Raw genomic sequence first — 16,010 nt, 5'->3', positions numbered from 1 at the left:
CCAGGCCGGGCATCCGCTGCCCGGCCTGTTGCAGTGACATCATAGATTTACACTGCCAACTAATACTTTAGTCTAAAGCCGCAATTCAATACTTGAAACTCCCAGCCTAATGACGACAATTCTAGTTTGCTAACTAAAAAAAAGGTAATAATCCATGAGCTCCATAATCTTAATGGTTCTCGGGCTTGGCGGTATGGCCTTGGGATTCTTTGTCTACTCAAAATTTCTTGCCCATGTGGTGTTCAAACTCAGTGACGCCTTCGTAACGCCGGCTCACGAATTTGAAGACGGCATCGACTTTGTGCCCACCAACAAATTTGTGCTGTGGGGCCATCACTTTACCTCGGTCGCTGGCGCCGCACCCATTGTAGGGCCCGCCATTGCCGTTATTTGGGGCTGGTTACCGGCCTTTTTGTGGGTCACCTTCGGTACCATCTTTTTTGCCGGCATTCACGATTTGGGCGCCATCTGGGCCAGCGTGCGCAACCGTGCCAAATCCGTAGGTACGCTGACCGGCGAAGTGGTGGGTAATCGCGCCCGCGCCATTTTCTCGATTGTTATCTTCCTGGTTCTGTTGATGGTAAACGGCGTGTTTGGCGTTGTTATCGCCCGCCTGCTGATCAACAACCCCGGTGCCGTGGTTCCGGTGTGGGGCGCCATCGCCGTGGCCCTGGTGATTGGCCAGGCCATTTACCGCGCCAAGATGAGCTTGCCGATTGTGTCGCTGGTGGGTGTAGTGGCGTTGTACGCACTGATCTGGGTTGGCCCCTCCATGCCGGTGTCGCTGCCGGAAAGCACCCTTGGCCTGTCGCCCAGTGCTGCATGGATCATAATTCTGTTCATCTACGCGGCGATTGCTTCACTACTGCCCGTGTGGGTACTGCTTCAACCCCGCGATTACATAAACGGCCTGCAACTGTTTGTTGGCCTGGCCGCGCTTTATGCCGCGGTACTGATTGCCAACCCTACCGTTGTTGCACCAATGATTAACATAGACGTGCCACCGGGTACGCCATCGATGATTCCGCTGCTATTTGTGACCATTGCCTGTGGCGCCATTTCCGGCTTCCACGGCCTGGTTGCGTCTGGTACTACCTCCAAGCAGCTGAACAAAGATACCGACGCCCGTTTTGTTGGCTACTTTGGCGCCACCGGCGAAGGTGCTCTGGCATTGGCCGCTATTATTGCCGCTACCGCGGGCTTTGCCTCACTGGAAGACTGGCAGGCAGTTTACCACTCGTTTGGCCAAGGCGGCGTACTCGCTTTTGTTAACGGCGGCGCCAACATTCTAAGCGCGGGCACTGGGCTGGACATCGCGGTTGCAGCCACCATGCTGACGGTTATGGCGGCCCTGTTTGCCGGCACTACCATGGACACCGGCCTGCGCCTGCAGCGCTATATCTTTCAGGAATGGGGCGAAATCTATAACATCAAATGGATGGCCAAACCGTTACCAGCGACCCTTCTTTCAGTCGTATCGTGCCTGGCACTGGCGTTCGGCGCCGGTGGCGCAGACGGTTCCGGCGGGCTGCTGATATGGCCTCTGTTCGGCACCACCAACCAATTGCTGGCGGGCCTTACCTTGCTGGTGATTACGGTTATGCTGGTTCGCCGCGGCCGGCCCACCATCTACACCATGGCGCCGCTGGTGTTCATTCTGGCCATGAGCCTGTTCGCCCTGCTGCAGCAGCTGAAAGGCTTCTACGACAAAGCCGATTGGTTCCTGTTCGGGCTGGACATTGTGGTACTGATTGCCGCGGTGTTTGTGACCCTGGAATCCGCTGCTGCCCTGAAGCGGGCCAAAGCCGAGCTTAAAGAAGTGGAAGCGAACTGAGTTTTCGGTTCTACTAAACCTTATAACACTCGACTAAAGAGCTGGCCGTTGCGATTATTTGCAGCGGCCAGCTCTGCACTCCCCGCCCCAATCAACGAGGGCCCATTGTGAAAAATACACTTTCCAAACTCAAGTATCTGTATCAACAGGTCAGCGTTGCCGGCGCTGAATACTATAACGCCCCCTACCGGGCGGCCATTGCCCGCGCCCAACGTGATGAAGACGACCTGTTCATGCTGCTGGTGTTCAGCGAGATGATGGGCATACCCAACCCTGCCAGCTGGTACTGCCTGGAGCTGCAACCTTTGTTACTGGAACGCTTTCACGACTGGCACACACGCATGGGCATGGAACGCTCGCCGCTGGATAATTTTCGATGCTGCTAGCCAGTTTGCGCTACTGCTAACCCACTTTCGCCGCTGCCAAACCCGGAGCCAACCAATGCTAGACCTGCCAACACTTCTTGCCGAACGAAAACTGATTATGGTGGGCGGTAAAGGCGGCGTGGGCAAAACCACCACCGCTGCCGCCCTGGCCGTAACCGCTGCTACCAGCGGCCGCCGAGTATTGCTGATATCCACCGACCCGGCTCACAGCCTGGCTGACGCCTTTGACCGCGAAATAGGCGGGGAAATTACCCGCATGGCGCCCAATCTGGACGCCCTGGAGCTAGACCCAGACGCCGAAGTAGAAGCCTATCTGGACCGCGTGCTGCGACAAATGCGGCGCTACGCCGGGCCTGACCAGGTCAACGAGCTGCGGCGCCAACTGCGGCTAAGCAGCCAGTCCCCCGGCGCCCAGGAAGCTGCTATTCTAGAGCGTATGGCGCGGCTGATTGAAAACAGCGAGAAAGATTACGACCTGCTGATTTTTGATACCGCTCCTACCGGCCATACCTTGCGCCTGCTAACGCTGCCGGAAATCATGGCTGCCTGGACCGACGGCCTGCTAAAACACAACAAACGCTCGGAAAAACTGGGCAAGGCGCTGGCCCACCTGACGCCTGCGCGCAGCGTGGATAACCCGTTTCAAGACCCGACCGCCAACGCCACCGAGGGCATGGACCCGCGCAGCGCCGAGCTGACCGAAACCCTGCTGGCGCGCCAGCGCCTGTTTCATCGCACCCGCCGCACCCTGAACGACGCCGCCAACACCGCGTTCGTGTTCGTACTGACTCCCGAAAAACTGCCAATTCTGGAAACCCAGCGCGCCATTCAGTCGCTGCACGATTCCAACATTCCGATCGCCGGTGCCGTTATCAACCGCATTATGCCAAACCCAGGCGATGACCCTTTCTGGTCTTCCCGCTATCAGCGCCAGCAGCAACAGCTTGAAGATATCGCCAGCCGGCTGCAGGGCGTTGCCACTCTGCAATTGCCGTTAATGGCCAGCGACATTCAGGGCATCAAGCAATTAGAAGCCTTTGCCAGCTTTTTTATCAACCTATCGCCAACTGCCCCAACACCCCGAACAGAAACCCCAGAACCGCGCCCATAGGCGGTAGCCAGTGTTTGTCTAACCTTGCCTGCGGAGCAATATCCTGAAACACCAGATACAAAATACCGCCAGACGCAAACAGCATAATAAAGTCCAGAACTGCATCGTACTGCGCCAACCACACGTGCCCGACAATGCCTGCAGCCGGCCCCAACGGCACCAGGCAGCAGAACATCAGCAGCACTTTTTTGTCCTTCATGTCCTGGGCTTTGCGGCCGCGATGAATGGTCACCGGATCCTCCGCTGCGGTCATTTCACGGTAAGCATTGAAGCCTTCTGGTAAATTCTGCACCGCAATCAACAACGCCAGCAGCATCCCGCCCTTGCCACCCACCGCGAACATTGCCCCCAGCGCCAGCGCTTCCGGTATAAAATCCGCCAGCATCGCAATCAACTGCGACACCGAGCTCTGGGCCTTCGCCAGCAACACATCCAGCAAGCCAAATCCCAGCCCACCCATCATCATGGCCAGCGCAATCAACCAACCGTTTAGCAATTCAACGCTTTCTGGTACCAACACCAATGCCACTGCCGACAGCAATGCGCCACCACCGAAGGCAATTACCCCGTGGCGAAACTCACTTTCCAGCCAGTTTGGGCCGATGTGCTCGAATTTTGCCAGCACCGCGCCAATTGGAATAGCTGCTCCAGCCAGCGTTGCTAAAACAACGGTTGTCCATAACGACGTCATAAACGCATGTCTCACCTTGATGAATGTAAAAACCGTAGCTTACACACTCGCTACTGAGGCTATTATTATCAATCAGTCATGGTGTATTGCCAATAGGCTGCTAGGCTTTTATTAGATGCGAATGGCTTTAATTCTGCATCCTTTGCCTATCCCTAACAGGAGAGTACGCATGAAAAAACACAGCTTAATAACGCTTCGCTCAGGCAAAACTGCCTTGCTAGCGGGCCTTGCCCTGGCTCTGGGTGGTTGTGCAAGTCCCGGTGAACGCCCGGATGCCGACCTGCAAAGCGCCGAGTCGGCCTTACAGCAAGCGGTGGCTGCCGATGCCCGGCAGTACGAGCCAGTACTTTTAAACGACGCGCAAAATAAAGTCGCCGACGCCAAAGATCTGATTGAAAAAGAAGAATATCAGAACGCCGAACGCTTGCTGCAAAAGGCCTCGGTAGATGCGCAGTTAGCCGGAGCCCGCGCTGAAACCGCCAAGGCCAGCCAGGCGGTCGAAGAGGTAAATCACAATATTGAAGCGCTGCGCCAGCGCATTAATCAGAGCCAGTAATCGCCATTGCCAAAGGGGACAGTGATGAAACAACGCAACATAACGTTAGGTTTGGCCATAGGCTTATCTGTATTGATGACCGGCTGTGCTTCCACACCACCGCAAAATGCGAAAGTTGACGAAGCTCGCGCTTCCTACGACCGCGTCAAGAATGATCCTGCCGTAGCACGCAGTGGCGACACCCAGTTGCGCAGTGCGCGGGACCAGCTCGACCGCGCAGAGTCGTTATTGAAAGACAGCGCCGACAACGGCCTGATTGAACACGCCGCCTACATGGCCCACCGCCACGCACAAATCGCCAGTCAGCAGGGTGAACGTGCAGAACTGCAAACCCAGATTGAATCGGCCGAGGAGCGCCGGCGCGAGCTAATGCTGGCAGAGCAGACCGGCGATGCCGATTCAGCCCGCCGCGAAGCAGAAGCGCTGCGCCAACGCATGGCCGAACTGCAGGCAGAACAGACCGATCGCGGCATGGTGCTCACTCTTGGCGATGTGCTGTTTGATCTGGATCAAGCCGACCTAAAATCTGCCGGTGAGCAAACTGTAGCCCGCCTGGCTGAATTTATGCGCGAGTATGAAGACCGCCGGGTGAGGGTTGAGGGCTATACAGACAGCACCGGTGCCGACTCTTACAACCAGCAACTGTCGGAGCGCCGCGCTGAATCGGTAAGAAACGCTTTGATAAATCAGGGCACAGCATCCCAACGCGTTGAAGTCAAGGGCTATGGCGAACAATACCCGGTGGCTGGCAATGACAGCTCATCCGGGCGCCAGCAGAATCGCCGCGTTGAAATCGTTATTTCAGATAAAGACGGAAATATTGAGACGCGCTAAAAAGACTGAGCATTAAGCCCCGAAGTTTTAAGCTTCGGGGCTTAATGCATTAATCGCGGATTTACTTAATGTTGACTCGCGCTACCCCACAAAAACAGGGGCTGCTACAAAGTTCCAGATAATCACCGAACCCACGCGGGTCGCCACCAGAATAACAAGAGCCACAGTCAGTAGTGCGCCGCCATAAAATACGGCTCTGTCTTGATCAATCCCCATCACGATGGGAAGCCCATCGTACATCAGCTTGGCGCCGTAACAGGCGGCGGCCAGAAACACGAGGGCATTAAACCAGGGCACCGGGTACAACAAGGCAAAGCCTGCGAGAAACATCGGCGTGCAAGAATAAGCGGCCAGTGCAATGCCGTTAGACGGCGTTACTTCTTCCTTGGCACCGTAGGTTTTGGCCATCCAGTTTACGGCGTAACCCAGAGCGAAAACCCCTACCAGCATGGCAATGTAAGTCAATACACTAAGTTGGGCTGCACTGATTTCGGTGAGCTTGACAATTCTTTCACTGCCCACTGTCCAACCGAAAATAGCCGTTGATATATAAGCACAAATTGGTGCAATCGCTGCCAGAATCAATACGTAGGCAACATAAAGCCGGCGGGGTGTTTCGTGCTCTTTGCGAATGGCAGCCCATTCGGCATCCGGTTTCGTGAATAATCCAAAAGCGTGTGAAAGAAGCATGAGCACCACCTATTATTATTGCTATTGATTACATTAGTATATACGACACTTCCGATTACGCCAGATCAGCGGCGATTGACATAGTTACATTAAGATTTGCCCACCTACCGTCGTGCCTGTCATCAATCAGCCCTGCTATGCGCGTTCGTGAGCTATGCTGATAGCAGGATTTAGCCATGCCTGTCCTTAAAAAGTCTCTTGAAATGAGTGAAATCGGGGACAAGTTTCAAATCTGCCCCTATCTTTACATAAAAGCCTATTGGAGGATGCCATGACCGAAATTCGCCTAAAACGCGCCTACGAGGACGCAGCTAATTCCGACGGACCACGCTTGCTGGTAGATCGTTTATGGCCCCGCGGTGTCAGCAAGGAAGATGCGAATATTTCAAACTGGTTGAAAGAGCTGGCTCCGTCTACCGATTTGCGAAAATGGTTCGATCATGATCCGGAGAAATGGGAAGAATTTCAGAAACGCTATCTGAAAGAATTGAACTCTACAGATAATGATTCGCTTACAGAACTCAAGCAGTGCGTTCAGCAGCACAAGCGACTTACCTTGGTGTTCGCCGCCAAAGACACGGAACACAACAACGCCGTGGCACTGAAGGCCTTCATAAAAAACGGCGACGTATAACGAAATAAAGCCCGAAACTTGCTGCTCCAGAGGGAGCCAGAAAGAAGGGGGACAGATTTCAAATCTGTCCCCTATCTTGTTAAGACTAACAGCAATTCACTTCAATCAACCATCGTTGATCATCACGCCTTTCACATTCACAAACTCGAGCATGCCAAAACCACCTTGCTCACGGCCATAACCGCTTCCTTTTACCCCGCCAAAGGGCATGTTTGGCAGCGCTATGTTGTAGCCATTTATATTCACCATTCCGGTGTCCATTTCGTCACGGGCAATGCGGGTCGCTTCTGCTTCATCTGTAGAAAAAATACCGCCACCCAGGCCGTACACAGAATCGTTAGCGACTTCGATCGCTTCGGCTTTGTCTTTTACCCGAATCAGCGCGGCCACGGGGCCGAACAGCTCGGCGTCGTAAGCAGGCTGGCCTGGGGTGACATTTTCCAGGACTGTGGGAGGGTAATAGTAGCCCTTACCCTCTGGAATCTCGCCGCCCAACAAGCAGGTGGCACCGGCGTCGATCGACTGGCGTACCTGATCATGCAGGCCATCCCGCAGATCTTTTCGTGCCATGGGGCCGATGTCGGTTTTAGGGTCGGTCGGATCGCCAAATGTAATGTTCTTCATCGCGGCGACATAGGCGTCACGGAACTGATCATAAACCGCGCCTTCAACTATAAAGCGTTTAGCCGCAACACAGGTTTGGCCCGCGTTATTAACCCGGCCCTGGACGCAAAACTTCACCGCTTTTTCAATATTGGCATCCGCCAGAACCAAATAGGCATCATTACTGCCCAGCTCCATCACTGTTTTCTTCAGTACCTTACCCGCTTTTTCCGCGACCACGCGGCCCGCACCCGGGCTGCCGGTAAACGTAACGCCGCGAACACGCTTGTGTTCGATCATCGCGTCCGACACGTCGTGGCTGATCAGCAGCGTGCGAAAAGCGTTCTGGGGCAAACCGGCATCGCGATACAGCTGCTCGACCTCAAGGGCCATACCCCACACGTTGGCGGCGTGCTTCAGCAGTACGGTATTACCGGCCATCAGGTTAGCGGCGCTGTAGCGAATGACCTGATACAGCGGGAAATTCCAAGGCTGAATGCCGTAAATTACGCCTTGGGGCTGATAAGTTACCAAGCCACGGCCACCGTCAATGTCACGGGTTTCGTCAGCCAGTACCTGGGCGCCCTGATCTGCGGTGTACTCGCAAATGGCCGCGCACAAATCGCATTCCTGCTTGCCATCCGCCAGAGTTTTACCCATTTCACGAGTCATCAGCGCAGCGTAATCGTTCTTGCGCTCGCGGATCAGTTCAGCGGTTTTGCGCAGCACATTCGCGCGATCCTGCAACCGCGTTTTCCGCCAGTCCAGAAAGGCCTCGTGGCACTGATCAACAATGCCTTCGGCTTCTTCCCGGGATATCAAAGAATAGGTTTCAATCACTTCTTCCGTTGCCGGATTGATTGTCTGGTTTGAATCTGACATCGCTATGCCTCCTTCAGGTGGAATTGCGTTTCAGAACCATCGCCCGGTCAATCCGAACGAAAGCAGTCCATAGACGTTAACACGCCGACAAGGCGCTAACGGCGAGGTTACAGAATCGTATAGCGGTGGCCATAAAACGCCGACGGAGTGAGGGCAACACACTCTGGGCAGAAAACCGGGGACAGATTTGAAATCTGTCCCCTATCTTGTTTGCGCCGCCTTATGCCTGTCCATGTCAGGCCGCGCGCTCAGGCGCCGATCACCCCGTTGTCGTCGCGGGTAACGATGACGGTTGCATCCCGCGGGTGATCGCCCTCGGTGCCAAAGGGCCAATCTCGAGCCGGATGCTGAATGTTCACAAACATGGATCTAACGTCCGGCGTGGTCACAACACCGGTTACCTCACAACCCTGAGGCCCCACAAAAAAGCGCCTGATGTCCCGGGTTGCGGGGTTGGCCGCTAGCATCATGTTGTTCTGGTAGGGTGCGGCGTCAGAGCCATCGGTCTGAATCCAGAGGCGGCCATTGTAGTCAAACCACAGGCCGTCCGGGCTGTTGAAGATGTTGTCATCCGTCAGCGACACCACAACTTTTCCATCTACGATCGTCTCTGTACCCTGCGCCCCAGCAAACACAAAGATATCCCATTGGAATTCAGCTGCGGCAAAGTCTTTATTGGCTTCGCTCCAGCGGATAATGTGGCCCGTGCGATTTTCTGCATTGGGGTTGGCCGCATTCACCTGTTTTTCCGTGCGTTTCGAGTTGTTGGTCAGGGTGAAATAAACTTCGCCCGTGTTCGGGTCAACCGCGCCCCATTCCGGGCGATCCATCGGCGTAGCTCCGGCAATATCGGCGGCCAAACGCGTATTCAAAAGAACATCCGCCTGATTTTCAAAACCCTCGAACAGAACAGCACCCACCGATGAACCTTGTGCAGCCTGCACGCGGGCCGCAAAATCCGGGTTATCAAGCGATAACGGAAGCCAGTCACCGGAGCCGTCTTCGTTAAAGCGGGCGACATACAGGGTGCCTTCATCCAGCAGATAGCCGCTGGCGGTTGCCGCATAATAAGGCCGCGAGGAAACGAACTTGTAGATATACTCAAAGCGGGTGTCGTCGCCGGAGTAACAGACAACGGGTTTACCTTCTTCAACCGGCGCAAAAATGACGCCCTCGTGCCCGAATCGACCCAGAGCTGTGCGTTTCTGAGGTTTGCTTTCCGGCGTAAACGGATCAATTTCGACCATATAACCGTAGGTGTTTGCTTCGTTCCGATAGTCGTCTTTAGCGCTTGCAGCCGCGGGTGTAATGTTGAACCGAACGTACTGGTCCTCGCCACTGTCTGCCTGTTCCCAGTCGTAGCGGGTAGCACTGCCAACACCGTGACGGGTCTGCTCCCGTGGCTGCGTTTGCGAGCCGTTCGCAAAGTAGCCGTGCCAGTTTTCCTCCGCCGCAAGGTAGGTCCCCCAGGGCGTAGGGCCCATCGAGCAGTTGTTCAGCGTGCCCCGTGTCTGGGTGCCATTCGGGCTGAAGCGGGTTGACAGCTTCTGGTAACCACGAACCGGCCCGCGGATATCCATTTCTGTATTGCCCGTCACCCGGCGATTGAAAGGGCTTCCAAACACGATGTCCCAGATGCCCGCACTGTCTTGCTTTATATGCACCACCGACACGCCGTGCGCGGCTATTTCCTTGCGCACTTCATCGGCCGGGCGCATGCCACTCTGGTTATAGGTGGGGCCGTCAGGGTGCAGGGCTTTCTGGTTCATGTATTCATGGTTCATTACCAGCAGCCCCTCATCAGAGCGGTTGCCGCCAGCTTTGAAATCAATCGGGAAAAAGTGCATGCCATCGTGGTGCATGCCCACCTGCTGCTCCTGCTCGGCGCCAGAGTTAGACGCGTCAGCCCTGAATTCCGGGTAAGACCCGGTAATTGGAGTTCCCCAGGGCAGGAAAGCTTTTGCCGAGTAGCCCGCAGGTACAACAACATTATTGGCGGTGGATACGGCGATCGCGTCAAAGCCAAGGGCCGTTGTACTAACGTTATCGCCATCAGGGTTTGAACTCGCACTAGCGCTATCGCTGCCGCAGCCTGCAAGGCCGAAACCCATGATGCTGGCCAACGCCGCACCAACACCGCCTTTCATCAGGGTACGGCGCTGCATACGTGCATTCAGCACATCATCGAATACTTTGTTGCCCGAGTGATTAACAACCGGCTCGTAATCGGGGTCCAGATACTTGGAATCAACGTTGTGCTTCGCCATGTTATGCCTCTCCTAGTTGCTCTCAATCATCGAAAAAACAGATGGTGTCTGGAGCACAGTGTCGGCGGGAGATATGACAATGCGGAGACGGTCAAAAGAAAAAGCATGAGTGAGTGAGGAGGGAGTGATGGGCAGGCACATCTTGAGTATAAAGCTGGGAACCGGGGACAGATTTGAAATCTGTCCCCTATCTTGTTGGGCCCTATTTGCCTGGCTCGGGCACATCCTGCTTGCTAACACCTTCATCCCGGGCGATTTCCCGGGCCCTGCCGCGTTCGTCCGAATCCGCATCCGGCGTTTCTGGTTTGGAGCGCCTGTCTGACACATACTCAAGACTTGTCAGCAGCGGAAAATGATCAGACCCGATGTCTGGCAAGCGGCGAATGCCTTTCAGGTCAAAATGCTCGCTGTGAAACAGGTGGTCTAACGGCCAGCGCATGAAAGGGTATTTCGCGTGGAACGTACTGAACATACCCCGGCCAACCCGCGGATCCAGCAGCCCGCTGATTTTACGAAACAGCCGCGTAGTGGGTGACCAGGCCACATCGTTCAAATCGCCGGTCACGATGGTCGGCTGATCATCGTCAGCAACGCTTCGCGCCACAATGATTAACTCGGCATCCCGCTCTGAAGACTCTTCATTTTCGCTGGGGCTGGGTGGCGCCGGATGCACGAAGTGAATCCGTACTTTATCGCCAGACCTGAGTTCTACCAACCCATGCACAGACGGAACACCGTCTTCCACCAGATACGCCTTCTCTGCCTCGTGCAATGGAAGCCTGGAAAACACGTGCAAGCCGTACAAATTATCCAGCGGACATTTCACCGAAAACGGCATATCCGCATCCAGCACCGCAAGCTGGTCCTCCCACCACTGGTCCGATTCCAGGGTTACCAGCACATCAGGCTGGTGTTGTTTAACCAACGCAATCAAAGCCCCGGCGTTGCGGTTGGGCGTTAACACGTTCGAGGTCATAATCGTAATAACCCGCGCCGAATCACCACTAGCCGCAGATTTAACCTCTTTACGCCACAGCAGCGTGTAAGGCAGAACCCGCCATAACTGGCTGGCCAGGCACAGCCCCGTGGCCGCAATTAACAGCCAGCTAAAAATGCTACTCCAGTCTAGAAACACCAGCTGAAACACAATAACCAATGATGCCACCACGGCGATCTGCAGCCGCGGAAAATCGAACCCACGAACGCTCCAGTGGGGGTTCCGCCATAACGGCAATAACGTTGCCAACACGATAAAAGCGGTAAAAAAAACAAGAGTCAGAGTCATTAGGCTACAATTTCACAATGAATGAAGTTGGTTATATCCTGCGCGCCTCTGCGGTGCGTGTCCATATTCAACTTTCTGTGGTCAACTTTGCCAAACCGGGGACAGATTTGAAATCTGTCCCCTACCTTTTACCGCCAGGATCGCACGTTCATGAAGCAACGTTTTTCCCGACACGCATTTTTGACAGTATGGCTGGTCGGGATGTTTCTGCTGTGCTTTTCAACGTCGTCTGCTCTTGCCGAAGACACCGACAAAGCCGCGAATCAAGCCCCAGAGCAAGCGGAAGAAACGCCTCAAAAACCAGAAGAAGCCCGCCCGGCAGTGCAACCGCAGTTGCAGACCGGCTCCGATGCAACCACCGAGATTGAACTGCCAGACGCCGTTAACGCCGACATTCAGCAGCAAGTCCGTGCGCTGGGCCTCTCACTGGAACAGCGCCGCATTGCCGTTGCCTCCAGCCGCCAACGGCTGGTTTACGCCGAGTCTTTACTCAGCCGCCTGAAAGACGAATACGAAAGCTTCGAACTGAGGCTTGAAACCGCGGGGCTGAATCTGACCTCCAACTATGCCAGCCTTTTAAAACAGCGGCTTGAACGGCTGCAGCGGCAGAGTATTGCCAGCGATTTGATTGAAGGCATACAAGACAAACTCTCCGCAGCGCGGGAGGAGCAGCTCAAGCTTGAAGAGTTCGAAGCCATTACCGGGCCCGGCGACGATGTAAGGGGCCAACTGCGCAGCCGCCGGTCAGATTTACTGCGGGCGCTCCACAAATCGGTTACCGAGCATATCGACGTGCTGAACGATTATTACGGCACCGCGACCGCACTTCAGGACCAGGTTCTGGACTACCAGACGCTTTTGCAACAAAGGCTATTTTGGCTTCCCAGCGCCTCAAGGGTGGGTACCGAAACCTTCGGTGAACTTTATCAGGCAATCCAGTGGCTGCATTCAGAGCTCAAATATGCCCCGTTGAAAGAAGCCATTTCCGCGTCGCTGGCTGAACGTGCTGGCCGCATTGGGCTGATCGCAATGCTGCTCATCGTGCTGCTTTTCAAACGGCAGGCGATCAAAGAAAATCTGGCCGCCAACGGCCAGTTTATTGGCAATGTAGGACGCGACCTTACAGGGTCTACCCTGCTTGCGCTTATGAACAGCATTCTGCTGGCGCTGCCCGGCGTTCTTGTATTCTCCCTGGCGGCGCTTGTTCTTATGGAAGGCGCCGCGTTCTTTTCGGCTTTATCCAAAGGTTTTACCGCGGCCGCCTTCATCATGTTTTTACTGGCTCTTATACGAAACGTTGCCCGTAAGCATGGGCTTGGGGAAAGCCATTTCCACTGGAACGCCGGCTCCCTGAAGGTTATTCGCCGGTCACTCCCCATTCTTATGGCGTTTGTTATACCCGTTGCCATTCTAACCATCACTTACGGCTCCACCCAGGAAGGCGCGCAGTTTGATGACAGCCTGGGCCGCCTGCTGTTTATGGTTGTGTCTGTTGTGCTGGCGGTGTTCGCTCAGCGCATTATGACGGCAGTAAGAGCGCACAGACCCCACAGCCGGCTTTTGCGTTTCCTTCACATTATCTCGGTTGCCACACCGCTCGCGCTGGCCATGGCGTCGCTGATGGGCTACCACTATACGGCCCTTCAGCTTGAACGCAGCCTGTTCATTTCCATTTGCTGGCTGGCGTTTAATGCGGTGCTTTATTACCTGGGTTTACGGGCACTTTCCGTGCGTGAACGCAGGATCACTCTGGAACGCCTGGTAGAACAGCGCGCGGCCGAACAAAAAATAGCGGAAGCCAAAGAAGCGGCCGACGCACCCGGCGACGCACTTCCACTGACTCCGGATATGCCAGAAATGGACCTTGCAGACATTAGCCAGCAAAGCTCTTCCCTGCTCCGGGTTATGGTTTTCGTGCTAGCCCTGACCGGCCTTCTGTTTCTGTGGGCCGATGTTATTCCCGCCCTGCAACTGTTTAACGACATCACCCTGTGGACCATTGCAACCGACCTGGACGGTGGTGACCCACTGCCTATTACGCTGGCAGATGCGCTGCTGGCGGTGCTGATTGCTGCGGGCACCGTTATTGCCGCAAAAAACCTTCCGGGCACGCTGGAAGTCACCCTTCTGAGCAGAATGCATCTTCAACCTGGCTCCGGTTATGCCATTACAACCATTACCACTTATGTAGTCGTGCTTATGGGCGTGGTGTTTTGCCTTGCGGTGATTGGTGTTCAGTGGTCGAAACTGCAATGGCTGATAGCGGCCCTGGGAGTTGGTCTTGGGTTCGGGCTTCAGGAAATCGTCGCCAATTTTGTATCGGGCATTATCCTGCTTTTTGAGCGCCCTATAAGAGTGGGCGACACCGTCACCATTGGCGGCGTTACCGGCACTGTGTCACGCATACGCATTCGCGCAACCACATTGCTCGACTGGGACCGCAAAGAGCAGATCATTCCCAATAAAACCTTCGTCACTCAAGAACTTACAAACTGGACTCTGTCAGACCCGATTACCCGAATCGTTGTGAAGGTGGGTGTCGCTTACGGCTCTGACGTAGACGAAGTTCAGGCCATACTTACCGACGTTGCCCAAACTAACGAGCGCGTTGTAGATGACCCGGCACCGTCGGTTTTCTGCGTCGGATTTGGCGACAGCTGCATTAATTTTGAGGTTTGGGTGTTTGTAGGAGACCTGTTAGTAGACATGATGCCGCTGTCTCACGAACTTCACGCGTCCATCACAAAGGCCTTAACAAAAGCGAACATAGACATTCCGTTCCCGCGGCGTGATATTCACCTGCACACCCAGCCGGAGCCGAGCTGAGCTTTGAATCCGGGGACAGATTTCAAATCTGTCCCCTACCCTGAATGTGAGCGACACTTCAGCGCCCATGGCCGAGGAGCGGACTATACTGTTGAGCAAAGAAAACCGAGAAAGATTAAAACATTCACTATGGCATAGGAGCGGGCATGGATATTCACGCGGAATTACGTTCAACGATTCAGGATCTTGTTCAGCCAGGCAAGGGGATTCTTGCTGCGGATGAAAGCCACCCGACCATCGCAAAACGCTTCAAGGCGGTGGGTGTTGAATCCACAGAAGATAAACGCCGGGAGTACCGCAGCCTGATCTTTTCCACACCCGGGCTTGGAGAATTTGTCAGCGGTGTGATTCTTTTTGAGGAAACCCTGGGCCAGAACAGCCTGGATAATGTACCCATCACCAAGCTACTGCAAAGCCAGGGAATTGTGCCGGGCATCAAGGTAGATACAGGAAAAAAGCCCCTGATCAATGCCCCGGACGACGAAATAACCTATGGCCTCGACGGCCTGGATGACCGGCTGGAAATCTACAAGAACCAGGGCGCCCGTTTTGCCAAGTGGCGCGCTGTGTACAACGTTTCGGACACACTGCCCTCACGCCAGGCGGTGGAAGCCAACGCTGAAATGCTGGCCCGGTATGCCGCGCTTTGCCAGTCCAAAGGTATTGTGCCCATTGTAGAACCAGAGGTGCTGATTGATGGCAACCACACTCTCGAGCGGTCTGCAGAAGTGAACGAAGCTGTGATTGCGGAGGTGTTCAACGCCCTGCGCCGCCACCGCGTGCAACTGGAAACCATAATCCTGAAGCCAAGCATGGTAACGCCCGGCAAAGCGTGTGCGAAAGCATCTCCGGAAGAAGTAGCAGAAGCCACGTTGCGGGTATTACGCAGAGTTGTTCCAGCGGCCGTTCCGGGTATTAACTTCCTCTCCGGCGGACAGACTCCCGAAGAAGCTACCCTCAATCTGAACGCGATGAACAGCTTTGGCCAGCAACCCTGGAGCCTGAGTTTTTCTTATGGGCGCGCCCTACAGGAACCGGCACAGAAAGCTTGGGCCGGCAAACTGGACAATGGACACGCTGCACAGGAGGCCATGCGCAAACGGGCCAGGCTCAACGGCGCGGCCAGCACCGGGGAGTATAAAGCAGAAATGGAAGGCTAAAATCAGCTGTGCTGTACCCTGAAACTCAGAAAAAGAAATGCCGAATCATTTGCGCCAAAATCAACACGGCCATAAGCGGGAAAATGAACCGCGTGATGTTGCCATAATCACGGGATTCACCTTTCGGCGCATATTTCTCAACCAGCGGCAGAATAACGATCAGCGCCACAAACAGCACCGCCAGTATGATCAGTAGTGTTTCCATAATATAAGTCCTTGAATACCGGATGTTGGTGCAAACAGATGTCAAA

At 54.8% G+C, this 16,010-nt stretch carries 14 protein-coding genes; 8 read left to right on the top strand and 6 right to left on the bottom strand.

All coding sequences use genetic code 11. From position 1 onward, the window contains the following. Nucleotides 1-154: 154 nt before the first annotated feature. From ATG98_RS12910 to ATG98_RS12900, 3 genes are all read left to right on the top strand, one after another. Nucleotides 155-1,834: a carbon starvation protein A gene (locus ATG98_RS12910; protein ID WP_098421443.1), complete on the top strand. Its 1,680-nt coding sequence runs from the start codon at nt 155-157 to the stop codon at nt 1,832-1,834. Nucleotides 1,835-1,941: 107 nt separating this feature from the next. Further along, nucleotides 1,942-2,220, top strand: coding sequence for a cory-CC-star protein (locus tag ATG98_RS12905; protein WP_098421442.1), 279 nt, complete (start codon nt 1,942-1,944; stop codon nt 2,218-2,220). A 55-nt stretch (nt 2,221-2,275) separates the two neighbouring features. After that, nucleotides 2,276-3,331 (top strand): ArsA family ATPase, encoded by a 1,056-nt coding sequence (locus ATG98_RS12900; protein WP_098421441.1) that lies wholly within the window; start codon nt 2,276-2,278, stop codon nt 3,329-3,331. Here ATG98_RS12900 and ATG98_RS12895 read toward each other — a convergent pair. Then, entirely contained in the window at nt 3,273-4,022 is a 750-nt protein-coding gene (locus ATG98_RS12895) for a ZIP family metal transporter (RefSeq protein WP_098421440.1), read from the bottom strand. The two genes, ATG98_RS12900 and ATG98_RS12895, sit on opposite strands and share 59 nt — an antisense overlap. 169 nt (nt 4,023-4,191) lie before the next feature. Between ATG98_RS12895 and ATG98_RS12890 the strand changes: the two genes are divergently transcribed. Together ATG98_RS12890 and ATG98_RS12885 are read left to right on the top strand one after the other, a co-directional pair. Then, nucleotides 4,192-4,578, top strand: a complete 387-nt coding sequence (locus ATG98_RS12890; protein WP_098421439.1) for a DUF4398 domain-containing protein — start codon at nt 4,192-4,194, stop codon at nt 4,576-4,578. Nucleotides 4,579-4,602: 24 nt separating this feature from the next. Continuing rightward, on the top strand, nt 4,603-5,412 hold the full coding sequence (locus tag ATG98_RS12885; protein WP_098423382.1) for an OmpA family protein: 810 nt from the start codon (nt 4,603-4,605) through the stop codon (nt 5,410-5,412). Nucleotides 5,413-5,493: 81 nt separating this feature from the next. On the opposite strand, the gene ATG98_RS12880 is transcribed toward ATG98_RS12885, so the two are convergent. Beyond that, nucleotides 5,494-6,102, bottom strand: a complete 609-nt coding sequence (locus ATG98_RS12880; protein WP_098421437.1) for a Yip1 family protein — start codon at nt 6,100-6,102, stop codon at nt 5,494-5,496. A gap of 271 nt (nt 6,103-6,373) precedes the next feature. Between ATG98_RS12880 and ATG98_RS12875 the strand changes: the two genes are divergently transcribed. Continuing rightward, complete coding sequence (locus tag ATG98_RS12875; protein ID WP_098421436.1) at nt 6,374-6,736, top strand: DUF488 domain-containing protein; 363 nt, start codon at nt 6,374-6,376, stop codon at nt 6,734-6,736. A 105-nt stretch (nt 6,737-6,841) separates the two neighbouring features. Here the strand turns inward: ATG98_RS12875 and ATG98_RS12870 are convergent, their stop codons facing one another. The 3 genes from ATG98_RS12870 to ATG98_RS12860 all read right to left on the bottom strand — a co-directional run bounded on the left by ATG98_RS12870 (nt 6,842) and on the right by ATG98_RS12860 (nt 11,773). Continuing rightward, nucleotides 6,842-8,221, bottom strand: coding sequence for an NAD-dependent succinate-semialdehyde dehydrogenase (locus ATG98_RS12870; protein WP_098421435.1), 1,380 nt, complete (start codon nt 8,219-8,221; stop codon nt 6,842-6,844). A 248-nt stretch (nt 8,222-8,469) separates the two neighbouring features. Continuing rightward, nucleotides 8,470-10,488: a PhoX family protein gene (locus ATG98_RS12865; protein ID WP_098423380.1), complete on the bottom strand. Its 2,019-nt coding sequence runs from the start codon at nt 10,486-10,488 to the stop codon at nt 8,470-8,472. Between the two features lie 202 nt (nt 10,489-10,690). Then, nucleotides 10,691-11,773, bottom strand: a complete 1,083-nt coding sequence (locus ATG98_RS12860; RefSeq protein ID WP_098423378.1) for an endonuclease/exonuclease/phosphatase family protein — start codon at nt 11,771-11,773, stop codon at nt 10,691-10,693. 150 nt (nt 11,774-11,923) lie between these two features. On the opposite strand from ATG98_RS12860, the gene ATG98_RS12855 reads away from it, so the two are divergent. Together ATG98_RS12855 and ATG98_RS12850 are read left to right on the top strand one after the other, a co-directional pair. After that, nucleotides 11,924-14,599 (top strand): mechanosensitive ion channel domain-containing protein, encoded by a 2,676-nt coding sequence (locus ATG98_RS12855; protein ID WP_098423376.1) that lies wholly within the window; start codon nt 11,924-11,926, stop codon nt 14,597-14,599. A 146-nt stretch (nt 14,600-14,745) separates the two neighbouring features. Beyond that, nucleotides 14,746-15,759, top strand: coding sequence for a class I fructose-bisphosphate aldolase (locus ATG98_RS12850; RefSeq protein ID WP_098423374.1), 1,014 nt, complete (start codon nt 14,746-14,748; stop codon nt 15,757-15,759). 25 nt (nt 15,760-15,784) lie between these two features. On the opposite strand, the gene ATG98_RS12845 is transcribed toward ATG98_RS12850, so the two are convergent. After that, nucleotides 15,785-15,964, bottom strand: a complete 180-nt coding sequence (locus ATG98_RS12845; RefSeq protein ID WP_048384520.1) for a hypothetical protein — start codon at nt 15,962-15,964, stop codon at nt 15,785-15,787. Between the last annotated feature and the right edge of the window lie 46 nt (nt 15,965-16,010).

This window comes from Marinobacter sp. LV10R520-4, from assembly GCF_002563815.1.
Taxonomy (GTDB): domain Bacteria; phylum Pseudomonadota; class Gammaproteobacteria; order Pseudomonadales; family Oleiphilaceae; genus Marinobacter.
This window is presented reverse-complemented; position numbering and strand designations above follow the sequence as displayed.

Bases quoted from the DNA above. Each gene is read 5' to 3' on its own strand.
- ATG98_RS12910 (WP_098421443.1), top strand. From the start codon at position 155: ATGAGCTCCATAATCTTAATGGTTCTCGGGCTTGGCGGTATGGCCTTG.
- ATG98_RS12900 (WP_098421441.1), top strand. From the start codon at position 2,276: ATGCTAGACCTGCCAACACTTCTTGCCGAACGAAAACTGATTATGGTG.
- ATG98_RS12895 (WP_098421440.1), bottom strand. From the start codon at position 4,022: ATGACGTCGTTATGGACAACCGTTGTTTTAGCAACGCTGGCTGGAGCA.
- ATG98_RS12890 (WP_098421439.1), top strand. From the start codon at position 4,192: ATGAAAAAACACAGCTTAATAACGCTTCGCTCAGGCAAAACTGCCTTG.
- ATG98_RS12885 (WP_098423382.1), top strand. From the start codon at position 4,603: ATGAAACAACGCAACATAACGTTAGGTTTGGCCATAGGCTTATCTGTA.
- ATG98_RS12880 (WP_098421437.1), bottom strand. From the start codon at position 6,102: ATGCTTCTTTCACACGCTTTTGGATTATTCACGAAACCGGATGCCGAA.
- ATG98_RS12875 (WP_098421436.1), top strand. From the start codon at position 6,374: ATGACCGAAATTCGCCTAAAACGCGCCTACGAGGACGCAGCTAATTCC.
- ATG98_RS12870 (WP_098421435.1), bottom strand. From the start codon at position 8,221: ATGTCAGATTCAAACCAGACAATCAATCCGGCAACGGAAGAAGTGATT.
- ATG98_RS12865 (WP_098423380.1), bottom strand. From the start codon at position 10,488: ATGGCGAAGCACAACGTTGATTCCAAGTATCTGGACCCCGATTACGAG.
- ATG98_RS12860 (WP_098423378.1), bottom strand. From the start codon at position 11,773: ATGACTCTGACTCTTGTTTTTTTTACCGCTTTTATCGTGTTGGCAACG.
- ATG98_RS12855 (WP_098423376.1), top strand. From the start codon at position 11,924: ATGAAGCAACGTTTTTCCCGACACGCATTTTTGACAGTATGGCTGGTC.
- ATG98_RS12850 (WP_098423374.1), top strand. From the start codon at position 14,746: ATGGATATTCACGCGGAATTACGTTCAACGATTCAGGATCTTGTTCAG.
- ATG98_RS12845 (WP_048384520.1), bottom strand. From the start codon at position 15,964: ATGGAAACACTACTGATCATACTGGCGGTGCTGTTTGTGGCGCTGATC.